The 21,655-nt window shown below is 72.9% G+C and carries 26 protein-coding genes; 4 read left to right on the top strand and 22 right to left on the bottom strand.

Annotated features, from left to right (window positions below):
- Nucleotides 1–41 precede the first annotated feature (41 nt).
- From ACZ7DE_RS13665 to ACZ7DE_RS13605, 13 genes are read right to left on the bottom strand one after another with little or no spacing between them, the layout of a single operon-like run.
- Entirely contained in the window at nucleotides 42–329 is a 288-nt protein-coding gene (locus tag ACZ7DE_RS13665; RefSeq protein ID WP_470760647.1) for a gas vesicle protein K, read from the bottom strand.
- Entirely contained in the window at nucleotides 326–520 is a 195-nt protein-coding gene (locus tag ACZ7DE_RS13660) for a gas vesicle protein (protein WP_470760645.1), read from the bottom strand. Before ACZ7DE_RS13660 ends, ACZ7DE_RS13665 begins: the two co-directional genes overlap by 4 nt.
- Nucleotides 517–1,329 (bottom strand): GvpL/GvpF family gas vesicle protein, encoded by an 813-nt coding sequence (locus tag ACZ7DE_RS13655; protein ID WP_470760643.1) that lies wholly within the window; start codon nucleotides 1,327–1,329, stop codon nucleotides 517–519. The genes ACZ7DE_RS13660 and ACZ7DE_RS13655 overlap by 4 nt, the downstream gene beginning before the upstream one ends.
- On the bottom strand, nucleotides 1,326–1,697 hold the full coding sequence (locus ACZ7DE_RS13650) for a gas vesicle protein (protein WP_470760641.1): 372 nt from the start codon (nucleotides 1,695–1,697) through the stop codon (nucleotides 1,326–1,328). Before ACZ7DE_RS13650 ends, ACZ7DE_RS13655 begins: the two co-directional genes overlap by 4 nt.
- The gene (locus ACZ7DE_RS13645; RefSeq protein WP_470760639.1) at nucleotides 1,694–2,866 is read right to left on the bottom strand and encodes an SRPBCC family protein; all 1,173 of its coding nucleotides are present in this window, start codon (nucleotides 2,864–2,866) and stop codon (nucleotides 1,694–1,696) included. The genes ACZ7DE_RS13650 and ACZ7DE_RS13645 overlap by 4 nt, the downstream gene beginning before the upstream one ends.
- Nucleotides 2,863–3,666, bottom strand: a complete 804-nt coding sequence (locus tag ACZ7DE_RS13640) for a DNA primase (protein WP_470760637.1) — start codon at nucleotides 3,664–3,666, stop codon at nucleotides 2,863–2,865. Before ACZ7DE_RS13640 ends, ACZ7DE_RS13645 begins: the two co-directional genes overlap by 4 nt.
- Nucleotides 3,663–3,926, bottom strand: coding sequence for a gas vesicle protein GvpG (locus ACZ7DE_RS13635; protein ID WP_470760634.1), 264 nt, complete (start codon nucleotides 3,924–3,926; stop codon nucleotides 3,663–3,665). Before ACZ7DE_RS13635 ends, ACZ7DE_RS13640 begins: the two co-directional genes overlap by 4 nt.
- A 7-nt stretch (nucleotides 3,927–3,933) precedes the next feature.
- Entirely contained in the window at nucleotides 3,934–4,689 is a 756-nt protein-coding gene (locus tag ACZ7DE_RS13630) for a GvpL/GvpF family gas vesicle protein (protein WP_470760632.1), read from the bottom strand.
- Nucleotides 4,686–5,120 carry a gas vesicle structural protein GvpA gene (locus ACZ7DE_RS13625; RefSeq protein WP_470760630.1) on the bottom strand — a complete coding sequence of 145 codons (435 nt, stop codon included), beginning with the start codon at nucleotides 5,118–5,120 and terminating at the stop codon, nucleotides 4,686–4,688. Before ACZ7DE_RS13625 ends, ACZ7DE_RS13630 begins: the two co-directional genes overlap by 4 nt.
- Before the next feature lie 58 nt (nucleotides 5,121–5,178).
- Nucleotides 5,179–5,628 (bottom strand): gas vesicle protein GvpO, encoded by a 450-nt coding sequence (locus tag ACZ7DE_RS13620; RefSeq protein ID WP_470761094.1) that lies wholly within the window; start codon nucleotides 5,626–5,628, stop codon nucleotides 5,179–5,181.
- A 45-nt stretch (nucleotides 5,629–5,673) separates the two neighbouring features.
- Entirely contained in the window at nucleotides 5,674–6,618 is a 945-nt protein-coding gene (gene ligD / locus ACZ7DE_RS13615) for a non-homologous end-joining DNA ligase (protein WP_470760628.1), read from the bottom strand.
- Nucleotides 6,615–8,462 carry a transketolase gene (locus ACZ7DE_RS13610; protein WP_470760625.1) on the bottom strand — a complete coding sequence of 616 codons (1,848 nt, stop codon included), beginning with the start codon at nucleotides 8,460–8,462 and terminating at the stop codon, nucleotides 6,615–6,617. The genes ligD and ACZ7DE_RS13610 overlap by 4 nt, the downstream gene beginning before the upstream one ends.
- Nucleotides 8,463–8,466: 4 nt before the next feature.
- A complete protein-coding gene (locus tag ACZ7DE_RS13605) occupies nucleotides 8,467–10,323 on the bottom strand; it encodes an NAD(P)/FAD-dependent oxidoreductase (protein WP_470760624.1) in 1,857 nt (618 codons plus the stop codon).
- A 147-nt stretch (nucleotides 10,324–10,470) separates the two neighbouring features.
- Here ACZ7DE_RS13605 and ACZ7DE_RS13600 point away from each other — a divergent pair, with 147 nt between their 5' ends.
- Nucleotides 10,471–11,424: an LLM class F420-dependent oxidoreductase gene (locus tag ACZ7DE_RS13600; protein WP_470760622.1), complete on the top strand. Its 954-nt coding sequence runs from the start codon at nucleotides 10,471–10,473 to the stop codon at nucleotides 11,422–11,424.
- A 158-nt stretch (nucleotides 11,425–11,582) separates the two neighbouring features.
- On the opposite strand, the gene ACZ7DE_RS13595 is transcribed toward ACZ7DE_RS13600, so the two are convergent.
- Nucleotides 11,583–12,041 carry a phage holin family protein gene (locus ACZ7DE_RS13595; protein ID WP_470760619.1) on the bottom strand — a complete coding sequence of 153 codons (459 nt, stop codon included), beginning with the start codon at nucleotides 12,039–12,041 and terminating at the stop codon, nucleotides 11,583–11,585.
- 132 nt (nucleotides 12,042–12,173) lie between these two features.
- Here ACZ7DE_RS13595 and ACZ7DE_RS13590 point away from each other — a divergent pair, with 132 nt between their 5' ends.
- Together ACZ7DE_RS13590 and ACZ7DE_RS13585 are read left to right on the top strand one after the other, a co-directional pair.
- Nucleotides 12,174–12,524: a VOC family protein gene (locus tag ACZ7DE_RS13590; protein ID WP_470760617.1), complete on the top strand. Its 351-nt coding sequence runs from the start codon at nucleotides 12,174–12,176 to the stop codon at nucleotides 12,522–12,524.
- Nucleotides 12,525–12,615: 91 nt separating this feature from the next.
- The gene (locus ACZ7DE_RS13585) at nucleotides 12,616–12,963 is read left to right on the top strand and encodes a DUF6204 family protein (protein ID WP_470760615.1); all 348 of its coding nucleotides are present in this window, start codon (nucleotides 12,616–12,618) and stop codon (nucleotides 12,961–12,963) included.
- On the opposite strand, the gene ACZ7DE_RS13580 is transcribed toward ACZ7DE_RS13585, so the two are convergent.
- From ACZ7DE_RS13580 to ACZ7DE_RS13555, 6 genes are all read right to left on the bottom strand, one after another.
- Nucleotides 12,935–13,486, bottom strand: a complete 552-nt coding sequence (locus tag ACZ7DE_RS13580) for a GNAT family N-acetyltransferase (RefSeq protein ID WP_470760613.1) — start codon at nucleotides 13,484–13,486, stop codon at nucleotides 12,935–12,937. The two genes, ACZ7DE_RS13585 and ACZ7DE_RS13580, sit on opposite strands and share 29 nt — an antisense overlap.
- Before the next feature lie 37 nt (nucleotides 13,487–13,523).
- Entirely contained in the window at nucleotides 13,524–13,781 is a 258-nt protein-coding gene (locus ACZ7DE_RS13575; protein WP_470760611.1) for a LapA family protein, read from the bottom strand.
- Nucleotides 13,782–13,859: 78 nt separating this feature from the next.
- Nucleotides 13,860–14,783 carry a S66 peptidase family protein gene (locus tag ACZ7DE_RS13570; protein WP_470760609.1) on the bottom strand — a complete coding sequence of 308 codons (924 nt, stop codon included), beginning with the start codon at nucleotides 14,781–14,783 and terminating at the stop codon, nucleotides 13,860–13,862.
- Nucleotides 14,780–16,861, bottom strand: a complete 2,082-nt coding sequence (locus ACZ7DE_RS13565; protein WP_470760607.1) for a S9 family peptidase — start codon at nucleotides 16,859–16,861, stop codon at nucleotides 14,780–14,782. Before ACZ7DE_RS13565 ends, ACZ7DE_RS13570 begins: the two co-directional genes overlap by 4 nt.
- Before the next feature lie 17 nt (nucleotides 16,862–16,878).
- Nucleotides 16,879–18,183 (bottom strand): M20/M25/M40 family metallo-hydrolase, encoded by a 1,305-nt coding sequence (locus tag ACZ7DE_RS13560; protein WP_470760605.1) that lies wholly within the window; start codon nucleotides 18,181–18,183, stop codon nucleotides 16,879–16,881.
- Between the two features lie 38 nt (nucleotides 18,184–18,221).
- On the bottom strand, nucleotides 18,222–19,055 hold the full coding sequence (locus ACZ7DE_RS13555; protein ID WP_470760603.1) for a M55 family metallopeptidase: 834 nt from the start codon (nucleotides 19,053–19,055) through the stop codon (nucleotides 18,222–18,224).
- A 329-nt stretch (nucleotides 19,056–19,384) separates the two neighbouring features.
- Here ACZ7DE_RS13555 and ACZ7DE_RS13550 point away from each other — a divergent pair, with 329 nt between their 5' ends.
- Nucleotides 19,385–20,371, top strand: a complete 987-nt coding sequence (locus ACZ7DE_RS13550; protein WP_470760601.1) for a sigma-70 family RNA polymerase sigma factor — start codon at nucleotides 19,385–19,387, stop codon at nucleotides 20,369–20,371.
- 83 nt (nucleotides 20,372–20,454) lie between these two features.
- On the opposite strand, the gene ACZ7DE_RS13545 is transcribed toward ACZ7DE_RS13550, so the two are convergent.
- A complete protein-coding gene (locus ACZ7DE_RS13545) occupies nucleotides 20,455–20,796 on the bottom strand; it encodes a DoxX family protein (protein WP_470760599.1) in 342 nt (113 codons plus the stop codon).
- 105 nt (nucleotides 20,797–20,901) lie between these two features.
- Nucleotides 20,902–21,630 (bottom strand): class I SAM-dependent methyltransferase, encoded by a 729-nt coding sequence (locus tag ACZ7DE_RS13540; protein ID WP_470760597.1) that lies wholly within the window; start codon nucleotides 21,628–21,630, stop codon nucleotides 20,902–20,904.
- Nucleotides 21,631–21,655 lie beyond the last annotated feature (25 nt).

Below are 21,655 nucleotides of genomic sequence, written 5' to 3'. Positions count from 1 at the left end.
CGGCCGAGCCGGGAAGGGACGACGGCTCCCCCGGGCGGGACTCACTCCCGGGGAAGCAGCGGTCCGAGCGGCCCGAGGTCCAGATTCAGGTCCTCGGGCCGCAGTCCGTAGCGCTCGCGCAGTTCGGTCATCCGGTCGTCGAGCAGCATCAGGGTGAGCCCGATCCGCTCCTCCTGCTCCTCGCTCAGGTCACCCTGGTCGAAGCGGCGCAGCGCCTGCCGTTCCATCAGCTGCCGCAGCAACTCCACGACGGTCAGGACGAGTTTGACCAGGTCGCGCTCGACGGTGTCGGGCTCGAGATCGAGACGCTTGCGTCGGGCGGCGGTCACAGCGATTCCCCCAAGGGCCAGGGCGACGGCACCTGCGCGTTCACGGAGCTGATCAAAGCGTTCAGGTCGATGCGGACGAGGTCGACGTCCGCGATGCGCAGCGTGATGTCCCCCGTGATGACGACTCCCCCGGCCAGCAGCCGGTCGAGCAGGTCCACGAGAGCGACCTCACGACGCTCCACGACGGTCATTTACCCCCCTCGCCGATTTCCACGCCGGCCCGTGGCGGTGCGGACTCCCCGACCGTGTCGACGGCGTTCTCCACGAAGGAATAGGCCGCCCAGGGACCGGTGAGTTCGACACGCATTCCGGGCTCCTCGCCCTTGGTTCGGTCCACGAGTTCCACGAATTCCTCGGATTCCGCGCGCGGCACCAGATAAGCGGCGTTCAGAACGTTCTGCCCGGGCGCCTTGGAAAGGGCGGAGTTCTGCGGCGCGTGCAGACGGGCCGCGTCGGCGTGCGCGGACAGCGTGGCGTGCAGCCGGCCGGCGAACCGCTCCGCCCGCTGCCAGCTGTCCTCGTGCGCCCTGCTCTGCATCCGCCGCTGGCGCAGGTAGTCCCGGCCCGAGGCGGGCTTCGTCACCTCGGGGCCGGCGGCGGGCTCGGGCTCGACGTAGACCTTCACACCCCACTCGACCCGGCCCTCGAGCCGGTCCAGGGTGCGCCGGAAGTCCGCCTCGCGCTCCTCCATCATCACGCGCACGCCGCTGTCGTCCCGGAACACCGTGGCGAGCCGGAGCGGCAGCGGGGTGGTGACGGCCGTGAGCGCGTCGATCACCTGCTGATGGGCGCGGGCGGTCTCGGAAAGCCAGTCGAGGTCCTCCAGGTGCCGGTGCAGGGGCGCCTCGGCGAAGTCCCGCTCGGGGACGTGACTGACGACGGCGATCAGCCCGTGGTGGCTGAGCAGCCTGGGCGGATCGCCAGCCACCCCCTGCAGGGAGGTCTGCAGAGGCGCACCGAGGGGCCGGCAGACGGCGTAGACGTACCGCAGTCCCGTCATGGCGACTCCTTCCTCACGTCACGAGGTTCCGGCTCCAGGACGTCCTTCCCGGTCCGGCCCGCTTCCAGTTCCTCCAGCCGGGCCAGCCGCTCCCGCAACTCGGCGTTCTCACGCGCGAGTTCGTCGCGGCGGGCACCGGAGGACAGCGCCGGGTCGGTCTCCCACCAGTCGATGCCCATCTCCTTCGCCTTGTCGACGGAGGCCACGATGAGGCGGAGCTTGATGGTGAGCAGTTCGATGTCGAGCAGGTTGATCCGGATGTCGCCCGCGATGACGATGCCCTTGTCGAGGACGCGTTCCAGAATGTCGGCAAGGTTGGCACTGCTGTCGCGGCCGTACGGCTCCGGCATCCTGCTCGACATGCTCATCGCCGGCTCCCGCCCTTCGCGTCCTCGTCCTCGGGCTCCTCCTCGTCGTACTCCTCGTACTCGCCCTCGGCGTCCTCCGGCTCACCCTCCTCCTCTTCGTCCTCGTACTCGCCCTCGGGCTCCTCTTCCGCGGGCTCCTCTTCCTCGGTGTCCTCGGCATACGGGCCGTCTTCCTCGTCCTCGGCCTCGTACTCCTCATCGTCCTCCCGGCCACCGTTTCCGGCATCCCGCGCCTCGGCGTCCTCCTCGGGCTCGCCGTTCTCCTCGTTCTCCTCTTCCTCTTCGGCGACCGCGTCGTCGTGGGAGCGGACGACCTCGCCGTCGCGGATCTCACCGCGCCAGCTGTCCTCCGCCTCCCCCTTGATGGTGACGAAGCGGGCGAAGTTCTTCAGGTCGAGGCGGACGCGGCGGCCCTGGGCGCGCCAGATGTTGCCGGTCTTCTCGAACAGGCCCGAGGGGTAGTACTCGATGACCAGCACGACACGGGTGAGGTTCTCGGCCAGCTCGTGGAAGGAGACGACGCCCTTCGTGGTGCCCTTGGCGCCCTCCGACGTCCAGGCGATCCGGTCGTCCGGCACCTGTTCGGTGGTCTTGCCCTTCCAGCTGCGGCTGGACCAGAAGATCTTCGCCTGCCAGTCGCTGGTGGTGTCGTCGGCGCGATTCGCGCTCTTGACGCCCTTGGCGAAGGTGCTGAAGTCCTTGTACTGCGTCCACTGGTCGTAGGCGGTGCGCAGCGGCACGCCGACGTCGATCGACTCCATGATCACGGTCGGCTTGTTGCCCGAGCTCTTCTTGCCCTTGCCGCCCTTCCCGCCGCCGAGGTTCTTGAAGGCCCCGGTCACCTTGTCCTTGGCGCGCGAGGCACCGAGCTCCAGGGCGGTGCGCAGCGGCCCCTTGCCCTCAGCTATCTTCCTGCCGCCGTCGAGGGCCAGCTTGGCGAATCCCGGGCTGTTGCCCTCGGCGATGTCGTTGAGCTTGTTCGTGGTCTCGCCGAGCTTGTTGCCGACGCCGGTCAGCAGCCGCGTGGCCTGTGCGGTGAGGTACTCCTGCACCTCTCCCTTGAGCCGGTCGGCGGCCTCGCTCTGGGCCAGGCCCGAGAGGGGGTTTCCGCCGTTCGACTTTCCTGCGGCGGAGGTCGCGGACTTGGCGGATCCGAGGGTCTCGGTCATCGGTCACCGCCTCCCTTCTGGCGCCGGGCGCCGGAGCCACCGCCGGAAGCGGACCTGGACGACGTCCTCGCGGCCGGCTTCCCGGCCGACGCGGTCTTCTTCGCGGCCGTCTTGCGGGCCGGGGCCTTCTTGGCGGGCGCCTTCTTGGCGGGGGCCTTCCTCGCGGGAGCCTTCTGTGCGGGGGCCTTCTTGGCCGCCTTCTTCGCCGGCGCCTTCTTCGCCGCCGTCTTCCTCGGCGGCTCCTCTTCCTCCTCTTCCTCCTCTTCCTCCTCGGACGCGTCCTGAGGCTCCTCTTCGTCCTCTTCCTCGTCCTCGTCGGAGGCGGCCTGAGGCTCTTCTTCGTCCTCTTCCTCGTCCTCGTCGGAGGCGCCCTGGGGCTCCTCTTCGTCCTCTTCCTCCTCCGAGGCGTCCTGAGGCTCCTCGTACTCCTCTTCGGCCTCGTCCTCCGGCTCCTCGTCGCGGTCCTCGCCCTTGCCGGGCACGACGCCTTCGAGCTGGTCGCGCACCTGGGAGGTGCGGCCGTGCAGCCGGTCGGCGAGCGCGTCCATCTGCCGCTCGACCATGGCGCCGGAGGCGGCCTTGCCGACCCCGCGCAGATCCTGGCGCAGCTGGTCGCCGATCTCCTTGAACTGCGGATTGTCCCGCAGTTGCTGGGAGACCAGGTCAGCGATGCCCTTGGGGGTCAGGTTGAGCCGCTTGCCGGCCACCAGCGAGCCGATGGCCATCGCCATCTTCAGTTTCTTGGTGCGGCCGAGAAGGTATCCGGCCCCGACCGCGAGGCCCAGTCCCATTCGGTTCATCTTGCTGTCCCGTCGTCCGATTGCGTGTTGCCGCGGTTCGCGATCTCCAGCCGGTCGAGGAGTTCGTCCTCCTGTCGGTCGAACTCCTCCTCCGTGATCTCACCGGCCTCCAACTGCTGCTCGAGACGGGAGAGTTCGGCCCGGATCGTGGATGGGTCGTAATAGATCCGCTCGGCTTCCTTCACCACCTGCTTGATCACCCATCCGCTGCCGCGCACGGGTGCGAACGGCAACAGCAGCACTTCTCCGATGAGTCCCACGGCGCACCTACTCCCCGGTGATCGTCTCCGCGGGCTCGGACGGTCCGGGCTCGACGAAGCTGTACGGCGGAAGCGGCCCGTTGAGGCGCACGTCGAGGTGCGGATGCTCCTGGCGGAGCTGATCCACCGCCTCGGCGAAGCCCGCGGCCGAGTCCCGGTCGACCAGGAACGACACGTTGGCCAGCCACCCGGTGGACTCCGGGCCCACGCCGACGGCGGCGGCGAGCGGCTCCAGAGCCTGCTGCACGAGACCCGCGTCCTCGGCCTCCTGGGCCTTGACGGCGGCGGCGACCATCTCGCCGAGCTGCAGCTTCTGTTCGTAACTGCCGCCACCCGCCTTCCGGTTGGCCTCGGCGAGGGCACGCAGCTCGGGGTTGCCGGCCATCACGTGGTGCAGGACGGCTTCCTCGATGTGCGTGGCCTTGACGTTGTACTCGACCTTGCCGTCGAGGGCCCTCAGCCGCTCCTTGTAGTGCTCGGCGCGCTCGGCGAGCACGCCGGTGACGGCGCTGTCCTCGGGGGCGACGCTGCCGAACCGCATCGGCAGCACACAGCCCCCGGCGCCCGCCTCGGCGAGCACGGTCTGGTGGGCCAGGAGCTCGCGGCGCTTGGGGCGCAGCCCCTCGGGCGCGTCGCTCACGACCGCCGCGAGTTCCCCCTCCTTCAGCACCCGCACCGGCATCGGCGGGTCGCCGACGCCGCCCAGACCCTCCGGAAGGTCGGGGTGTGAACTCGCGGTGATGCCGTAGACGTAGGTGCTCACTCCTGCTCCTCCTTCCGACGCGAAGCCGTGCTCTTGCGGGCACGCGGCCGGGACGCCCGCTCCTCCGTGGAACCGTCGTCACGAGCCTGCTTGAAGGCGTCGGAGATGGTTTCGGCGGCGCCGGAGAGCGCGCCCTTGGACTTGCCGCGCGCGCCGGACTCCGTGACCTCGCCGACGATCTCGGGCAGGCCCGGGCTCTTGCGGGGCCCTGCCTCCAGGTCGAGGCGGTTGCACGCCTCGGCGAAGCGCAGATACGTGTCGACGCTGGCCACGACGACACGCACGTCGATCTTGAGGATCTCGATGCCGACCAGGGAGACCCGCACGAACGCGTCGATGACGAGCCCCCTGTCGAGGACGAGTTCCAGGACGTCGTAGAGACCGCTGGAACCGCCTCCGCCACCGGACTGCTGTGTCGGGACTACGGTCATGCCGACCGCACCTCCTTGCCTCGTGGATGATGATCGAGAAGTTCTGTCGCCGGGCGGCCTAGCGGCCGCCGGCCCTGTGTGCGTCGGCCCGCCCGCGCTCGTAGCGGCGAACGCGCCGGTAGCCGGTGAGCTGGCCCTCCGGATCGAGTTCGACCTCATAGGTCGCCATGAGGCTCATGGTGTCGGGGACCCGTTCCAGTTCGAGGACTTCGACCTCGAGGGACCAGCCGTCCTCCGTCTGCGCGAAGGACGAGACGCTCTCGGCGGTCATGCCGGTGAGCTCGGCCAGCTGGGCACGCGCCTCGCGCAGCACCGCCATGGGGCTCGGCCGGTCGTCCGCCACGGTGTGGTCCCTGCCTTTCTCGTCGCTGTCGTGCTCGTCCCTGGAGGGCTCGGGCCTGTCGCGCCGCGGCCTGCGATGCTCGGGCCTGCTCTTCCGGGCATTTGGTGAAGGACGCGCATCCGATGTGTTCTCTGTGGAATCCGATGTGCTTCTTGTGTTCGACATGGCCACCTCTTCTTCCGTGTGGCCTGAAGGCTCTTGGCCAAACCTTCACGAGCCGCCGAGTGCGTCGAGCCGGCGCCGGGCCGCGTCCAGAGAACGCCCACGGCCGGTCATCGCGGACCACGGTCGGGCACGGGCCTGTTCCACGGCGTCGGCGATGCTCCAGCGACGCGGGCCGAGCTCCGGATCGTCGAGCTGCTCCCAGGTGATCGGGACGGCGACGGGCGCGCCGGGCAGCGCCCGCACCGTGAAGGGGGCGACGGCGGTCTGCGCGTAGGCGTTGCGCTGCACGTCCAGGTAGAGCCGGTCGCCGCGGTCCTTCTTGCGGGCGGCGGTGGTGAGCCGGTCGGGGTGGTCGGCGGCGAGCAGCTCGGCGACGTTCCTGGCGAAGCCGCGCACCTCGTCGAAGTCGTGGCGTCCGTCGACGGGGACGACGACGTGCAGGCCGCGCGAGCCGGTGGTCATCAGTCCCGAGGGCAGCCGCAGCTCGCCGAGGAGCTCGCCCAGCCATGCGGCGGCCTCGCGGACGGCCGCGAAGGGCGATCCGTCGGCCGGGTCGAGGTCGAACACCATCAGGTCCGGGCGGTCGATCCGGTCCGCCCGCGACAGCCAGCGGTGCAGGGTGAGGCAGGCCTGGTCGGCCAGGTGGACGAGGGTGGCGGTGTCGTCGCAGACGGTGTGGCACACCGTGCCGTCCTCCTTGGCCACCTCCACCCGCGTGATCCACTCCGGATAGTGCTCGGGGGTGTTCTTCTGCATGAAGCGGGGGCCGTCGATCCCGTCCGGATGCCGTTCCAGCATCAGCGGGCGGCCGCGCAGCTGCGGCAGCATGAACGGGGCTACCGACCGGTAGTACGCGACGAGGTCGGCCTTCGTGTACTCCTTCGCCCCCTCACCGCCCGGGAAGAGCACCTTGTCCGGCCGGTGGACCTCGACGCCACGGCGGCCCGCGCGCACCGTCCGCACGTCGCCGCCGCCCGCGCCGGCGCTCACGGCGCGATCGCCTGCTCCACCAGCAGGCGGGCGGACGCGGCGATCGACTCGGCGTCGATGCCGGCGGCGTGCAGCTGCTCGGCCGGGCTCGCCGAACCGGGCATCGTGCGGACGGCGAGCCGCACCAGACGGGGCACCGGCCGCCCGTCGAGGAAGGCGTCGAGGACCGCGTCCCCGATGCCGCCCTGTTCGTGGTGGTCCTCCACGGTCAGCAGACAGCCGGTCTCCTCGGCGGCCCGCCGCAGTGTGGCCCGGTCCACGGGCTTGACCGAGTACAGGTCGATCACCCGCACCGCGATGCCCTCGCCGTCGAGCGCCTCGGCGGCCTTCAGCGCCTCGTGCACGGTGACACCGGCCGCGACGATCGTCATCCGGTCCCGGTCGGAGGAGCGCAGCACCTTGCTGCCGCCGACCGGGAACTCCTCGTCCGGTCCGTAGAGCGCCGGGGCCGCACCGCGAGAGGTGCGCAGGTAGCGGATGCCGTCGAGGCCGGCCATGGCGGCGACGAGCCGCGCGGTCTGGTTGGGGTCGCAGGGGTAGAGCACGGTGGAGTCGTGCACGGCCCGGAACATCGCCAGGTCCTCCAGGCCCATCTGCGAGGGTCCGTCCTGCCCGATGGCCGACCCGGCGTGCGAGCCGACCAGGTTGATCCCGGCGCCGCTGATCGAGGCCATGCGGACGAAGTCGTGCGCCCGGGTCAGGAAGGCCGCGAAGGTGGAGGCGTAGGGGACCCAGCCGCGCGTCGCGAGGCCGACCGCGGCGGCGACGAGCTGCTGTTCGGCGATGTAGCACTCGAAGAACCGGTCGGGGTGCTGCTTGGCGAAGACCTCGGCGCGGGTGGAGTCGCTCACCTCGCCGTCGAGGGCGACGACGTCGGCGCGGGCGGCGCCGAGCGCGGCGAGCGCCTGGCCGTAGGCGTCCCTGGTCGCCGCCTCCTCGCCCTCGTCCCAGCGCGGGAGGTCGAGACGGCCGGTCGGGACGGAGTGCAGCATGCGGGTGTCGGCCGGTTCGTGGACCCGGACCCGCAGGTCACGGACGCCCCCCAGTTCCTCGATCGCCTCGTCGGCGTCGGGCAGCGGCTTGCCGTGCAGCCCCTCGCGGTCCTGGACGGACTCAACGCCCCGCCCCTTGAGGGTGCGGGCGAGGATGGCGGTGGGCTGCCCCTTGGTGGAGATCGCCTCACCGTAGGCGCGGTCGATCGCGTCCACGTCGTGCCCGTCGATCTCGACCGTGTGCCAGCCGAAGGCCTGGAAGCGGCGGGCGTAGGCGTCGAGGTCGTGGCCGTGCCGGGTGGGGCCGCGCTGGCCGAGCCGGTTGACGTCGACGATCGCCGTGAGGTTGTCGAGGTGCTCGTGGCCCGCGTGCTCGGCGGCCTCCCACACCGAGCCCTCGGCGAGCTCGCTGTCCCCGCACAGCACCCACACCCGGTAGCCGGTGCGGTCCAGCCGCTTCCCGGCCAGCGCGATGCCGACGCCCACCGGGAGCCCCTGACCGAGCGAACCGGTGGCCGTCTCGACCCACGGCAGCCGCCGCGGGGTGGGGTGCCCCTCGAGCCGGCTGCCGAGCTTGCGGAAGGTCAGGAGTTCCTCGTCGTCGACGGCCCCGGCGGCCTTGTAGGCGGAGTACAGCAGCGGGGAGGCGTGGCCCTTGGAGAGGACGAAGCGGTCGTTGCCCGGGTGGGCGGGGCGGTCGAAGTCGTAGCGGAGGTGGTTCGCGAGCAGCACGGCCATCAGGTCCGCGGCCGACATCGAGGACGTCGGATGCCCCGACCCCGCGGCCGCGGCGGCACGCACGCTGTCGACCCTCAACTGCTGTCCGAGTTCGGTGAGTTCGGCGGTGTCCATCGAGCTACTGGTCTCCTTCTGCGCGGTCGTCGCCGCGCTTGACGGGGCCGGGGGCCGGCCCGGGCTGGTTCCTTGCGGGCTCGCCGCCGGGCTGGTTCCTCGCGGGCTCGCCGCCGGGCTGGTTCCTCGCGGGCTCACCCCCGGGCTGGTTCCTCGCGGGCTCGCCGCCCGGCCGGGCCTCGGCGGGCTCGGCGGTGGTGCTGCCGCCGTGCGGGGCCGCCGGTCCGGAACTGTGCTGCCCGACCTCCGGTGTCGGCGAGGTGATCGACTGGGAGCCGTCCTCCGGCGACGACCGGCCCTCCGTGTGCGCCTCGTCCTCGTCGCCCGAGTGCTGTCCCACCTCCGGTGTCGGCGAGGTGATCGACTGGGAGCCGTCCTCCGGGGAGGGGTGCCGCTCGCCGGATCCGCCGGCCGTCTGGTTGACGTCGTTCACGTCGTCCCTCTCATTCCTGTCGTCCGTGTTGTCGTCGTGTGAGTCGTCCGCGCCGTCGCCGGCGTCCACGTCCGCCGAGGTGGCCGCGCCGGGACCGGAGGCCGCCGACGCGCGTTTCCGGCCGTCCGGCAGCCGGGCCAGCTCGGGCGACGCCGTGTCCAGCGGCACCGACCAGGACCGGACGAGGCCCAGCTGGACCGACTGGCGCGGGAGCACGGCGTCCAGCAGCCAGTCGGCGGCGACGCGGACACGGTTGCCGGGCATGGCGGCGAGGTGGTAGCCGCGGGTCACCGCGCCGGCCGCGGGGCCGGAGAGGTGGACGCCGAGCGGGTTGGCGGCCGCCTGGACCCCGCCCAGGTCGACGACGAACCCCATGTCCTTGTGCCGGTACGGCCGCAGTGCGCCTCGGCCGCCGAGTGAGGCGGCGATGTTGCGCCCGGCCACCTTTCCCTGCCGCCAGGCGTGCTGGGCGGTCATCGGGGTGTACTCGCCGGGCTTCTCCAGATCGGGTACGGCGGCCGCGTCACCGCAGGCGAACACTTCGGGCCGGCCCGGCACCTGGAGCGTGGGTTCGACGAGCAGCCGACCTCGTTCCAGGGGCAGTCCGAGCGACTCCGCGAGCGGATCCGGCCGGACGCCCACGCACCACACCAGGGTGCGGCTGTCGACGAACTCGCCGTCGGTCAGCAGGACGCCCTCACGCGTGGCCTCCTTCACGGAGGTCCCCATGCGCACCTCGACGCCCCGGTCGCGCAGGACCCGGTCGGCGGTGCGGGAGAGCCGCTCGTCCAGTTCGGGCAGGACGCGCTCGGCGACGTCGAGGAGCAGCCAGCGCGGCCGCATGCCCTTGCGCAGCGGATGGGACCGCACCAGGGCGTCGGTGAACAGCTGCCCCTGCGCGGCGACTTCGGTGCCCGTGTATCCCGCGCCGACCACGACGAACGTGCAACGCGCCACGCAGTCGGGCGCGTTGTCGCCGGACGCGGCCAACTCCACCTGCCGGGTGATGTGATCGCGCAGATAGAGCGCCTCGGGCAGGCCGCGGAAGCCGTGCGCGTGCTCGGCGACCCCGGGGATGGGCAGCAGCTTGTTGACGCTGCCGGCGGCGAGCACCAGCCGGTCGTAGGCGAGCACGCCCCTGTCGCCCTCGGGGTTGGTGTAGTGGACGGTGCGGGCGTCGAGGTCCACGCGGTCGGCCTCACCGAGCACCAGCCGCACCTCGCGCAGGGTGCCGGACAGCGACACCGTGACCCGGCGCGGTTCGAGGATGCCCGCCGCCACCTGGGGCAGCAGGGGCAGGTACAGGAAGTAGTCGGTCGGGTTGAGGACGGTGATGTCGACCCGGCCCCGAGCCGCCCCGGCAAGGGTGCGGGCCGCCCGGTAACCGGCGAAGCCGGCTCCGACGATCACGATGCGGGGTCGACTCACGGTTGGCCTCCGGCGGGGTGCGGACGGTTGTCGTACGAGGGTTTCCGCGTCCCCCTGGCAGGGGCGGCCAAACGTGCGCCGGTTTCCGGCCCGGGCCCCGGGTACTCGGTGCGCGAACGTGAGCCGCCCCGTCCTGGAGGTACCCCCATGCCCGAGTACGGCTACTTCCTGTCCTGCGAGGAGTTCGGCCCAGCGGACCTGGTGGAACAGGCGCGCATGGCCGAGCAGGCAGGTTTCCAGGCCCTGTGGATTTCCGACCACTACCACCCGTGGAACGACGCACAGGGCCAGAGCCCGTTCGTCTGGTCGGTGATCGGCGCGCTGTCGGAAGCGGTGTCGCTGCCGATCGAGACGGCCGTGACGTGTCCGACCGTGCGGATGCATCCGGCCGTGGTGGCGCAGGCCGCAGCCACGGCCGCGGTGATGACGAACGGCCGCTTCCGGCTCGGCGTCGGTTCGGGCGAGGCGCTGAACGAGCACATCCTCGGCGACGCGTGGCCGCCCGCGAGCGTACGCCTGGAGATGCTGGAGGAGGCGGTCCAGGTCATGCGCCGGCTGTTCACCGGCGAGGAGGTCAGCCACTACGGCACGCACTACAAGGTGGAGAACGCCCGCCTGTACACCGTCCCCGACGAACCGGTCCCGATCGACATCTCCGGCTTCGGGCCCAAGGCGACCTCGCTGGCGTCCCGCGTGGGCGACGGCTACATCACGATGATGCCCGAGGAGCCGATGGTCGAGCAGTTCCGCAAGGGCGGCGGCGGCTCCAAGCTCGTCAGCGGAGGCACGAAGGTCTGCTACGGCGCCGACCGCGACGAAGCCGTGCGTACGGTCCACCGGCTGTGGTCGAACCAGCTGCTGCCCGGCGAAATGGGCCAGATCCTGCCCACGCCGAGCCACTTCGAGCAGTTGGAGCCGCTGGTCAGCGAGGAGATGGTCGGCGAGAACACGGTCTGCGGGGACGACGTGGACGAGCACGTCGCCGCCCTCACCGCGTTCGCCGACGCCGGCTTCGACCGGGTCTACGTCAACCAGATCGGACCCGACCAGCGCGGCTTCTTCGACTTCTACCGGACGAAGGTGCTGCCCCGCCTGCCGTGAGACGCGTCCCCCGCAGACCGGGACCGGTCCCCCTCCCGATGTACGGCCCGGACCTGCGAGCGGCCCCGCGGCAGTGTGTGCCGCGGGGCCTGGACCGCTCGCGTGCGGGTCACCCCGCCCGGGGCCCGGTTTCTCCCCGGCCGGGCGAACACCCCGGGTCACCCCCGGTGGTGCGGGTTCTCGGGGTCGATGCCCTCCGCACGCGGCGCCTCGCCCGGCTCCGGTACGCGGGCGCCGGGCGCGACCGGCGGCATCGGCGGGTAGGGCGGCGCGGCAGGCGGCGGGCCGCCGACGGCCTGTCCGTGGACGCCGCCCTGCCGGGCGCCGTGCGGCTTGGCCGCGTTGCGCAGCAGGTACGCCGCGACGCCGAGGATCGCGGCGGTGATCAGGGCCGCGGCCCAGTCCGGCAGGCCGATGTCGAGGGCCAGGCCGACCGCGAGGGCGACGGCGGCGCCGGCGTAGAGGGCGACGGCGCCGGAGGCTGCGTACAGCATCGCCGTGCGGCGCTGCTTGCGGGTCTGCTCCCGCAGTTCCTCGCGGATCGTCTCGCGCGCCACCTGCGCCAGTTCATCGACGAGATGCTTGTCCAGATGCTCCAGGTGCTCCATGCGCTCCATGGCCTGCGGGTACCCGCCCGGCCGGCGTCCGAACGCCGGGCCGCGGCGCGCGAGGCGGGGCCGGCGAGCGGACCGTGGAGGGATCGGGTGAAGGATCAGCCGGCCGCGGCCGCCCCAACTAGGCTCGTGCGCATGGACATTCTGGGAGCCACACTGCGTGTCTGCGTCGACGATCTGGACGCCTCGGTCGCCTTCTACGAGCGCTTGGCGGGCACCCCCGCGCTCCGCTTCGAGCGGGGCGGGGTGCGGGTGGCCGCGGTGGGCTGCTTCCTGTTGATGAGCGGGCCGCCGGCCGAGCTCGAGGTGCTGCGCAAGGTGGCGGCGACGATCGCCGTCTCGGACGTCGACGAGGCCCTCAAGATCCTCACGGAGCTGGGCGCGGACGTCATCGCCGGCCCGGTGCCGACGCCGGTGGGCCGCAACCTGATCGTCCGGCACCCGGACGGTGCGGTGTACGAGTACGCGGACCGGCGCGGGCAGTGAAGCACTGGGCGCACGACGGAAATTCCGGGTGCGCGGCGGCCCCCGCACGTAGAGTCGGCGCCTTCGAGACCACAGGCCTGAGGGAGCGACAGTGAGTGAGCAGCACACCTACCGGGTGATCGTCCGGGGCACGTGGGACGGCCTCACCGAGGAGGGCCGTGCCCGGCTGCTCGCCGAAGCGGCCGGCCACGGCCTGACGAGCATGCGGTTCACCGAGGAGGGGACGCTGACCTACGAGCCGTCGCCGCTGAAGCACTTCTCCATGCGCTACGTGGTGGTCTCGGACGCGGCGGACGGCGAGGAGATGGCCGGCGCGCTCGCCGAGGAGCGCGCCGAGGCGACGCTGCGGAAGCTGGGCCACGGCTTCACCGGACTGCGGTCGACGGTCACCGACCTCGACACCATGAAGATCAACCGGAAGCCCGCATCTCGGCGGTGATCGCCCACCGCTCGTGGTCCCGCCACTCCCCGTCGATGTAGATCATCTTCGGGGAGAACCCCTCCAGCCGGAAACCGCAGGCGCGGGCGAGGGCGATCGAGGCCGTGTTGCCGGGCTGCACGTTGATCTCCAGCCGGTGCAGCCGCAGCGGCCCGAAGGCGTGGCCCACCACCAGGCCGAGCGCCTCGCGCATCAGCCCGCGCCCGGCCGCGTGCGCGAAGGCGCCGTAACCGAGCGCGCCGCACTGGAACGCGCCCTCCACGATGTTGTTGATGTTGACGAACCCGGCGACGTCCCCGTCCTCGCGGGTGCACACCAGGAAGCCGGCCTTCGACGGGTCCTCGATCAGCCGGCTCGCGTAGGACGTGTACGCGTCGGCGGTGGCCGGCGGGAACAGCCACGGGTGGTGCAGGTCCTTGCTCTCGCGCACCCTGGCGGTGAACTCCGGCCCGTCCTCGTAGGTGAAGTGGCGCAGCCCCACGCGGGGCCCTTCGGCGAGGTAGGGGGATGCGGTGTGCGGCATCAGGCCAGCGTACGACGACCGCCGGGCCCCGGGGCAGCTACGGGCGTCTTCTCATGGCGTACGCCCCGCAGAGCGCGCCGATGATCCCCGTGGCGAGCAGGGCCGTCCACAGCGGCATGGTCACCACGGGGACCAGCAGCCGGATCCTGGTGTCTTGGGTGTTCTCGAAGATGAAGATCAGGGCGAGGACGGCGAGCACCAGGACGGCGATCCGGCCGGGCGTCATCGGCGCCCGGCCGCCGCCCTTCCCGCCGCTCGCGGGGGTCTTCGAGGTCTTCGAGGTCTTCGGGCTCATGCGACCAGCGTGCGGCCGTCGCCCTCCTCACGCACGGTGAGGGCTGCTCCGCGGGTGACGCGGCCGCGGGGGCGGGCGTCAGCGCAGGGCCGGGGCGTCGAGGGTGAGTGTGCCCTCGTCCGCGTCGAGTGCGGCGCGCACGCCGAAGGGCACGGTCGACGCCCCCTCGCAGTGCCCGAAGCCGAGCTCCTCGACGACGGGGACGCCGAGACCGCCGAGCCGGTCGGCGAGGACCGGACGCAGCTCCTCGTAGGGGCCGCACCTGTCCCAGGAGCCGAGCGCCACGCCCGCGACGCCGTCCAGCCAGCCGGTGCGCAGGAGTTGGGTCAGCGCCCGGTCGACGCTGTACGGCGGCTCGCCCACGTCCTCGATCAGCAGGAGCCCGCCGCGTGCGCCCGTCCGGGTGTGCGGCGTGCCGTAGCCGGTGGCGAGCAGCGTCAGACAGCCGCCCAGAGTGACGCCCCGCGCCCGTCCCGGCGCCAGCGCAACGCCGGCGGAGGCGAGCGTACGCACGGTCTCGGGGGCGAACAGGGTGGCCCGCAGGTGGTCCTGGGCGCGGGCGTTCTTGATGAAGTCGATGCCCGCGGCCACCGGCCCGTACAGCGTGACCAGGCCCAGGCGGACGGCGAACGCCTCGTGCAGGGTGGTGGAGTCGCTGAAGCCGACGAACACCTTCGGCCCGGCCGCCCGCATCGCGTCCCAGTCGAGCAGGTCGACGACGCGCTGGGCGCCGTATCCGCCCCGTGCGCACAGGACGGCGTCGACGGCCGGATCGCACCACGCGCCCTGCAGATCGGCCGCCCGGTCGGCGTCGGCCCCCGCCAGATGGGGCAGGCGACCGTGCCGGTCCAGCACGTGGGGCGCCACCACCGGGTCGAGGTCCCAGCCGCGCAGCAGGTCGAGACCGGCCTGCAGCCGCTCCTCCGCCACCGGCCCGCTGGGCGCGACGATCGCCACCCGGGCGCCTGCGGCCAGCCGGGACGGCCGCACGAGTTCCTTCACTGCACGAGCTCCAACCTGGGGACGCCGGGCGGACGCAGCCCGAACACCTGAGCGTACAGCGAGAGCTCGGCCTCCAGGGCGCGCGCCACCGTCGCCGCCTGACGGAACCCGTGTCCCTCCCCTTCGAACGCGAGACAGGCGTGCGGCACCGGTCTCCCGGCGAGCCGGGCGAGGAACCGTTCGCACTGGGCCGGCGGGCAGATCACGTCGTCCAGGCCCTGCAGAAGCAGGAACGGCACGGTGATCCGGTCGGCGTGCTCGAGGGGCGAGCGCTGCGCGTAGCGGGCGGGCACGTCGGCGAGGGGACCGACGAGAGTGTCCGGGTAGCGCGACTCGAAGTCGTGGGTCTCCCCCGTGGCCCAGCCCACCAGGTCCAGCACGGGATAGCGCATCGTGCCGCAAGCGTAGACGTCGGTGCCGGCCAGCGAGGCGGCGGCGGTCCAGCCGCCCGCGCTGCCGCCCCGGATCGCGAGCCGTCCGCGGTCGGCGGTGCCCTCGTCGGCGAGGGCCAGGGCGACGGCGGCGCAGTCCTCGACGTCGACCACGCCCCACTGCTCGCGCAGCCGCTCCCGGTACTCCCTCCCGTACCCGGTCGAGCCGCCGTAGTCGACCTCGGCGACCCCGATGCCCCGGGAGGTGAAGTAGGCGATCTCCAGATCCAGGACCAGCGGCGCGCGGTCGGTGGGCCCGCCGTGCGCCCACACGACGTACGGCGGCAGTTCGTGGCCGGGGGCGGCGACGCCGGGGTGGTGGGGCGGGTAGACGTGCGCGTGGACGTCACGGCCGTCGGGGCCGGTGAAGGTGCGGATCCGGGGCTCGGGGTAGTGGGCCGGGTCCACCACGTCGTCGTGGGCGGCGCCGATCACCCGGGCCCGGCCGGTGCGGGCGTCGAGTTCCACCACCTCGTAGGCGCTGCGTGGACTGGCCGCGACGGCTACGACCCGGTCGCCGTGCACCGCGAGGGTGGACGCGAACTCGGTCCACGGTCCCGCCGCGTCCACGAGTTCGCCGGTCTCCGGATCGAGGACGCCGAGCGCCGTGGCTCCCCGGCCGTGGACGACGGCGACGAGACCGTTCTCCAGCGGCGCGAACCAGCGGTGCCCGAGCTTCCACAGGGCGCCGCCGAACTCCTCGGCGCGCGGGCAGAGCGGTTCGTGGTCGCGGTAGAGGTTCCACCAGCCGCTGCGGTCGCTCGCGTACAGCAGTCGGTCGCCTCCTCCCAGCCGCCCTCCGTCACCGTCGGCCGCCCCTGCCCCGTCGCCCGCCGACCGCGTCCCGTCGGCCGGGGACCGTGTCCCGTGGTCCGCCGGCCGTGCCCGGGCGCCGGCCGGTCGCATCCAGTCGACCTGCGCGATCGACTCCCCCGGCCCCCCGGCCACCACGCGCGCGCCGCTCAGGGCGCCGTCGGGCGTGACGTCGGCGACGACGACGTCCGTCCCCTCCCAGGGCATCAGCGGATGGTCCCAGGCCAGCCAGGCCGCCCGGCGGCCGTCGGGCGAGAGGCGGGGTCCGGTGACGAACCGGCGGGAGTCGTCGGTGAGTTCGCGTACGGCTGCGCGGTCGCGGGCGGCGGAGCCGTCCAGCGGCACGGCGGCCAGGACCCGGCGGACGTCGGTGGGCGCCTCGCCGGTGAACTCCTCCAGCACGCACCAGACTTCGCCCGCGTCGCCCCGGTCCGGCAGCAACTGCGGCTCCGCCCAGCGCAGTCCGCCGCCCACGGGCGACACGGGAGTGATCGGGCGCGGCTCACCGCCGTCGGGCTCGTACACGTACAGCCGCTGGTCGGGGAAGTGCGCGAAGACCACCAGGACCCGGCCTCCCCGGACGGCGCCGGCCCAGGGCTGCCCGCCGTACTCGACGACTCTGCTGCGCACGTTCCAGGGTGCGGGCAGGACGGACTCCTGCGTGCCGTCCGCGCGTCGCCTCATCAGGGTGCGACGGCCGTCCTCGGTGGGCCGGGGCGCGGTCCACCACACCTCGTCGCCGACGAAGCCGACGTACTCGGGGCGCCCGTCGTGGGCGGCGGCGAGGGCCGCGTCGATCGGCGACGGCCACGAACCGTACGGCAGGACCTGCACGTTCTTCCCCTCCCGGGCTAGGCCGTCCGCAGGAACCGGTCCAGCACGCGGACGCCGAAGTGCAGCGCCTCGACCGGAACGCGTTCGTCCACGCCGTGGAACAGCGCCTGGTAGTCGAAGCCCTCGGGGAGCTTCAGCGGCGCGAACCCGTAGCCGGTGATCCCGATCCGCGAGAACTGCTTGGCGTCCGTGCCGCCGGACATGCAGTACGGCACCACGTGTCCGTCGGGGGCGAACTCCTCGACGGCGGCACGCATCCGGGCGAAGAGGGGCGCGTCCACCGGTGCCTGGAGGGCGACTTCGCGGTGCTGGAACTCCCAGTCGACGTCGGGGCCGGTGAGTTCGTCGAGGGTGGCGCGGAACTCGTCCTCGCAGCCCGCCAGAAACCGGCCGTCGACATGCGCCACGGCCTCGCCCGGGATCACGTTGACCTTGTAACCGGCGTCCAGCATGGTGGGGTTGGCGCTGTTGCGCACGGTCGCCTCGACGAGGGCGGCGGCCGGCCCGAGCTTCTCCAGCAGGCCGTCCACGTCACGCAGGTCGGTCTCGACGCCGTACAGGGCGGCGAGTTCGGTGAGGGCGGCGCGGACGGTCGGGGTGAGCCGCACCGGCCAGGTGTGCTCGCCGATACGGGTGACCGCCGCCGCCAGCCGGGTCACCGCATTCTGCCGGTTGACCTTGGAGCCGTGTCCGGCGCGGCCGCGCGCGGTGAGCTTCAGCCAGCCGGTGCCGCGCTCGCCGGCGGCGACGGGGTAGAGCTCGCGTCCGGAGCCGTCGTGGAAGGTGAACGCGCCCGATTCGCCGATGGCCTCGGTGCAGCCCTCGAACAGCCCCGGGTGCCGGTCGGCGAGGAACCCGGAGCCGTCCTCGGCGCTGGCCTCCTCGTCCGCGGTGAGGGCGATGACGAGATCGCGCCGGGGCCGTACGCCCTGGCGGGCCCAGGCCCGCAGCACGGCAAGGATCATCGCGTCCATGTTCTTCATGTCGACCGCGCCGCGCCCCCACACCACCCCGTCGCGCACCTCCCCGGAGAACGGGTGCACGCTCCAGTCGGCGGCCTCGGCGGGGACGACGTCCAGGTGGCCGTGGACGAGCAGCGCGTCGGCGCTCGGGTCGTCGCCCTCGACGCGGGCGACGACGTTGGTGCGGCCCGGGGCGCGTTCGAGCAGCGTGGGCTCGATGCCCGCCTCGGCCAGCAGCGCGGCGGCGTACTCGGCGGCGGGCCGCTCCCGGCAGTCGCCGCCGCCCCGGTTGGTGGTGTCGATGCGGATGAGGTCGGAGGTGAACCGGACGACCTCGTCCCGCGCCTGCGCGTCAGCCATGCCGCCCCCGTCCCTGCCGCTCCCGCTGCCCCTGCCGCTCACCCATACTGCTCCTCGATCGCGGCCGAGACGATCGTGGTGACCGCCTTGAACGTGCGGATGCCCTCGTACATGGTGCCGCCGGTGTACGCCACCTTCCGCTCGCCGATGCGGGAGACGCCCGGCACGACGGTGGCCGCCAGCGCGAGGTGCTCGGCGTCGAACTCCACCGCAATGGTGAACGGACCTGCCTGCACGGGCTCCTGACGCACCGCCAGACGTGCCGCCGCCTTCGCCGCGGCCCGGATGTCGGCGGCGGTGCGGGCGGGCGTGCGGCACACGGCGGCGTACCGCGAGACGTGGTCCTTCACCGCGACCTTCAGCGCCTCCGGCGCGTAGCCGAGCGCGTCCTCGCAGGCCACGTCGTCGCCGGTGACCAGAACGACCGGCACGCCGTACTCCGCGACGACGTGCGCGTTGAGCAGCCCCTCGCTGGCCCGTCTGTCGTTCAGCCAGACGCCGGTGATCGAGTTGGCGAGGTAGGTGTGGGCGAGGACGCCCTCCGACCCGGCGCCCGCGTGGTAGCCGACGAACGCGATGCCGTCCACGTCGCCGTGCTGGACGCCTTCCACCATGGAGAGGGCCTTGTGCCGGCCGGTGAGCATCTCCGTCCGCTCGTCCAGCTGTTCGAGCAGCAGATTGCGCATGGTCCAGTGGGCCTCGTTGATCAGGACCTCGTCCGCCCCGCCGTCGAAGAAGCCCAGCGCGGCGGCGTTGACGTCCGAGGTGAACATCGAGCGGCAGCGCTCCCACTGCGGGGTGCCGGGCAGCACGTCGGCGGGCCAGGTGACGCCCGTGGCGCCCTCCATGTCGGCGCTGATGAGGATTTTCACGTCCGGCCCCCTCGTCCTCTCCAGGAGGCCCGAGCCTAACCGGCCGTGGCCCCCGCCCCTCGGAAGCGACGCACGGGGGACCTGCCCCGCCGCGCGCCCCGGAGCGCCCGGGGTGTCGCGGCGGCCACGAGGGCGGGCGGCAGGCAGGGGCGGCGCCCCTTTCGGAGCGCCCGGCGCCCGGGGCGGGGCCGCGCCGCCGGCCCGGCTCCCGCGCAACCGGCCGCCGCCGACGGCGACTTCGGGCGCCGGACGATGGCGCCCCCGACCGGGGGCGTGTTGTGATCTCAGCGCACACGTCGGCACAGCGGCGACACGAACGGGGACCTGTCATGACCACTTGCACCACCCTGCCACCGGAACGCTTCGAGGCCGACCGGCCTCATCTGCGCGCCGTCGCCTACCGCATGCTCGGTTCGCTCAGCGAGGCCGAGGACGCCGTGCAGGAGACCTGGCTCAGGGCGAGCCGGGCGGACGTCACCGAGGTGGACAACCTCAGCGGCTGGCTGACCACGGTGGTGGGCCGGGTCTGCCTCAACATGCTGCGTTCCCGCAGAACGCGGCCCGAGGTGCCGCTCGACGACCGGATCGCCGAACCCGCCGTCGGCCCGCGGGAGGGCGGCGACCCCGAGGAGGAGGCACTGCTCGCCGACTCGGTCGGGGTGGCGCTTCTGGTCGTCCTGGACGCCCTCGCCCCGGCGGAGCGGCTGGCGTTCGTCCTGCACGACCTGTTCGCCGTGCCGTTCGACGACATCGCCCCGATGATCGAGCGCACCCCGGCCGCCGCCCGCCAACTGGCCAGCCGGGCCCGCCGCCGCGTTCGGGGCGGCGGCGCGGCGGGCGGCTCCGACGGCTGCGGCCGTCCCGGCGTCCCCGGCTCCGCGGCGCCCGTGCCCGCCGCCGACCGGGCCCGGCAGCGCGAGGTCGTCGACGCGTTCCTGGCCGCGACGCGCGGCGGCGACTTCGAGGCGTTGCTCTCGCTGCTGCATCCGGACGTGGTGCTCACCGCCGACCGGTTCGTCATTCCCACTGCGGAGCCGGTCACGGTCAGCGGCGCACGCCCCGTGGCCGAGGGCGCGATGGCGGCGACCGGCCGGGCGCGCTTCACCGGCCTCGCCCTGCTCGACGGCCGGGTCGGCCTCGCGATGGCGCCGCAGGGCCGTCTGCGGCTGGTCCTCCTCTTCACGGTCGCGGAGGGCGCGGTCACCGGGATCGACGTCGTCGCGGATCGCGAACGGCTGGACCGGATCGAGGTGGCCGTGCTCGACGCCGTCGGGACCGGCGACGCCGAGGGCGGCACGGCCGGGACCGGCGACTGACGCGAGGCGCCGACTGCGGACACGACGGGTGGGGGGACGGCCGGAGCGTTCCGGTCGTCCCCCCACCCCCACCCGTCGCCTCGTCAGAGCGCCAGCACCAGCGAGGCCACCACCGGCGCCGCGTAGACCAGCGGGAACGGCACGTGCGAGAACCAGCGGGCCCGCAGCACGGTGACGGCGGCCCCCAGGAAGTACAGGATCAGACCGACCGCGGCGAGCACGCCGATCACGGGGACGAACAGCCCGGCCAGCAGACCGGCCGCGCCGGCGGCCTTCGCGGCGCCGAGCCACGGCCACCACGAGCGCGGCACTCCGTAGTCGGCGAGCGGCTTCACCGTCCACTCGGCGCGGAGGAAGACCGAGGCGGCCGAGAAGGCCGCCATGACGGCTCCGATCACGGTGACGACGACGTAGGTAGTGGACATGCCGGCAGCTCCTCATCAGGGGGTTCCGTGCGTTGCTTCACCCCCCTGACACGCCCCGGCGCGGAAGTGTGACAGCCGACGGCGCTCCCTCCGATGTGAGGGCGGTCACATGGCCGCCCCGGTGGTCACGAACCACTTCGACGGCAGCTCGATCCGGATGCCGTCGCCAGTGAACTCGGTGGTGGTGAGGGGCAGTTCGCCGGAGGCGAGGACCGTGAGCCCGGCGGCCCGCAGATATCCGGGCACCGCGTCGTCGGCGACCTCGCCGGGCGCGATGCCGTGCCGGAAGATCGGCGCGAGCTTCGGCGGCGGGCCGGCAGGACTCTGCGCCAGAGAGCCGAGGACGGGCCGGGCGGCCTCCGACAGTTCGACGAGGAAGGCCCGCCCGTGCCGGCCCACCAGCGCGGCGATCCCGTTCACCAGCGACTGCCGGTCCGCGGGCTCGCACTGGTGCAGGACGCCCCTCATGTAGACGTTGGCGTCGCCCAGTTCGGCGTGCAGCGCCTCGGCCTCGCCCTTGTCCGCCGCGTCCAGCAGCCGGTACGCGGCCTGTCCGGCGCGGTCGGCGCGGCGGGCGTGGTCGAGGGCCGCGGCGGACAGATCGGCGCCGACGACGTGCGGGAAGCGCTCGGCGAAGTACCGGGTCTGGGTGCCGTTGCCGCAGCCGAGGTCGACCAACGCCAGCCCTGGATCGGTGAGATGGGGTTCGAAGAGGGCGAGGTGGAGGGCGGCGGTCACCTTCGGGTCCGCGTCCCAGAACACACCGCCGGGCTCCTGCGGAGCCTCCCGCCAGAAGCCTTCCCACGCCTCGCGGTACCGACTCGCCACGCTCATGCCCAACTCCCCAGGATGCAAGGCC

Source organism: Streptomyces sp. NPDC037083, assembly GCF_055606485.1.
Note: the sequence above shows the minus strand (reverse complement) of the source record. Positions and strands in the feature narration are given on the sequence as shown.

Excerpts from the sequence above, each read along its gene's own strand:
- ACZ7DE_RS13660 (WP_470760645.1), bottom strand. The coding sequence starts at position 520 with ATGACCGTCGTGGAGCGTCGTGAGGTCGCTCTCGTGGACCTGCTCGAC.
- ACZ7DE_RS13655 (WP_470760643.1), bottom strand. The coding sequence starts at position 1,329 with ATGACGGGACTGCGGTACGTCTACGCCGTCTGCCGGCCCCTCGGTGCG.
- ACZ7DE_RS13650 (WP_470760641.1), bottom strand. The coding sequence starts at position 1,697 with ATGAGCATGTCGAGCAGGATGCCGGAGCCGTACGGCCGCGACAGCAGT.
- ACZ7DE_RS13645 (WP_470760639.1), bottom strand. The coding sequence starts at position 2,866 with ATGACCGAGACCCTCGGATCCGCCAAGTCCGCGACCTCCGCCGCAGGA.
- ACZ7DE_RS13640 (WP_470760637.1), bottom strand. The coding sequence starts at position 3,666 with ATGAACCGAATGGGACTGGGCCTCGCGGTCGGGGCCGGATACCTTCTC.
- ACZ7DE_RS13625 (WP_470760630.1), bottom strand. The coding sequence starts at position 5,120 with ATGACCGTAGTCCCGACACAGCAGTCCGGTGGCGGAGGCGGTTCCAGC.
- ACZ7DE_RS13620 (WP_470761094.1), bottom strand. The coding sequence starts at position 5,628 with ATGTCGAACACAAGAAGCACATCGGATTCCACAGAGAACACATCGGAT.
- ACZ7DE_RS13610 (WP_470760625.1), bottom strand. The coding sequence starts at position 8,462 with ATGGACACCGCCGAACTCACCGAACTCGGACAGCAGTTGAGGGTCGAC.
- ACZ7DE_RS13600 (WP_470760622.1), top strand. The coding sequence starts at position 10,471 with ATGCCCGAGTACGGCTACTTCCTGTCCTGCGAGGAGTTCGGCCCAGCG.
- ACZ7DE_RS13595 (WP_470760619.1), bottom strand. The coding sequence starts at position 12,041 with ATGGAGCGCATGGAGCACCTGGAGCATCTGGACAAGCATCTCGTCGAT.
- ACZ7DE_RS13590 (WP_470760617.1), top strand. The coding sequence starts at position 12,174 with ATGGACATTCTGGGAGCCACACTGCGTGTCTGCGTCGACGATCTGGAC.
- ACZ7DE_RS13580 (WP_470760613.1), bottom strand. The coding sequence starts at position 13,486 with ATGCCGCACACCGCATCCCCCTACCTCGCCGAAGGGCCCCGCGTGGGG.
- ACZ7DE_RS13575 (WP_470760611.1), bottom strand. The coding sequence starts at position 13,781 with ATGAGCCCGAAGACCTCGAAGACCTCGAAGACCCCCGCGAGCGGCGGG.
- ACZ7DE_RS13560 (WP_470760605.1), bottom strand. The coding sequence starts at position 18,183 with ATGGCTGACGCGCAGGCGCGGGACGAGGTCGTCCGGTTCACCTCCGAC.
- ACZ7DE_RS13550 (WP_470760601.1), top strand. The coding sequence starts at position 19,385 with ATGACCACTTGCACCACCCTGCCACCGGAACGCTTCGAGGCCGACCGG.
- ACZ7DE_RS13545 (WP_470760599.1), bottom strand. The coding sequence starts at position 20,796 with ATGTCCACTACCTACGTCGTCGTCACCGTGATCGGAGCCGTCATGGCG.
- ACZ7DE_RS13540 (WP_470760597.1), bottom strand. The coding sequence starts at position 21,630 with ATGAGCGTGGCGAGTCGGTACCGCGAGGCGTGGGAAGGCTTCTGGCGG.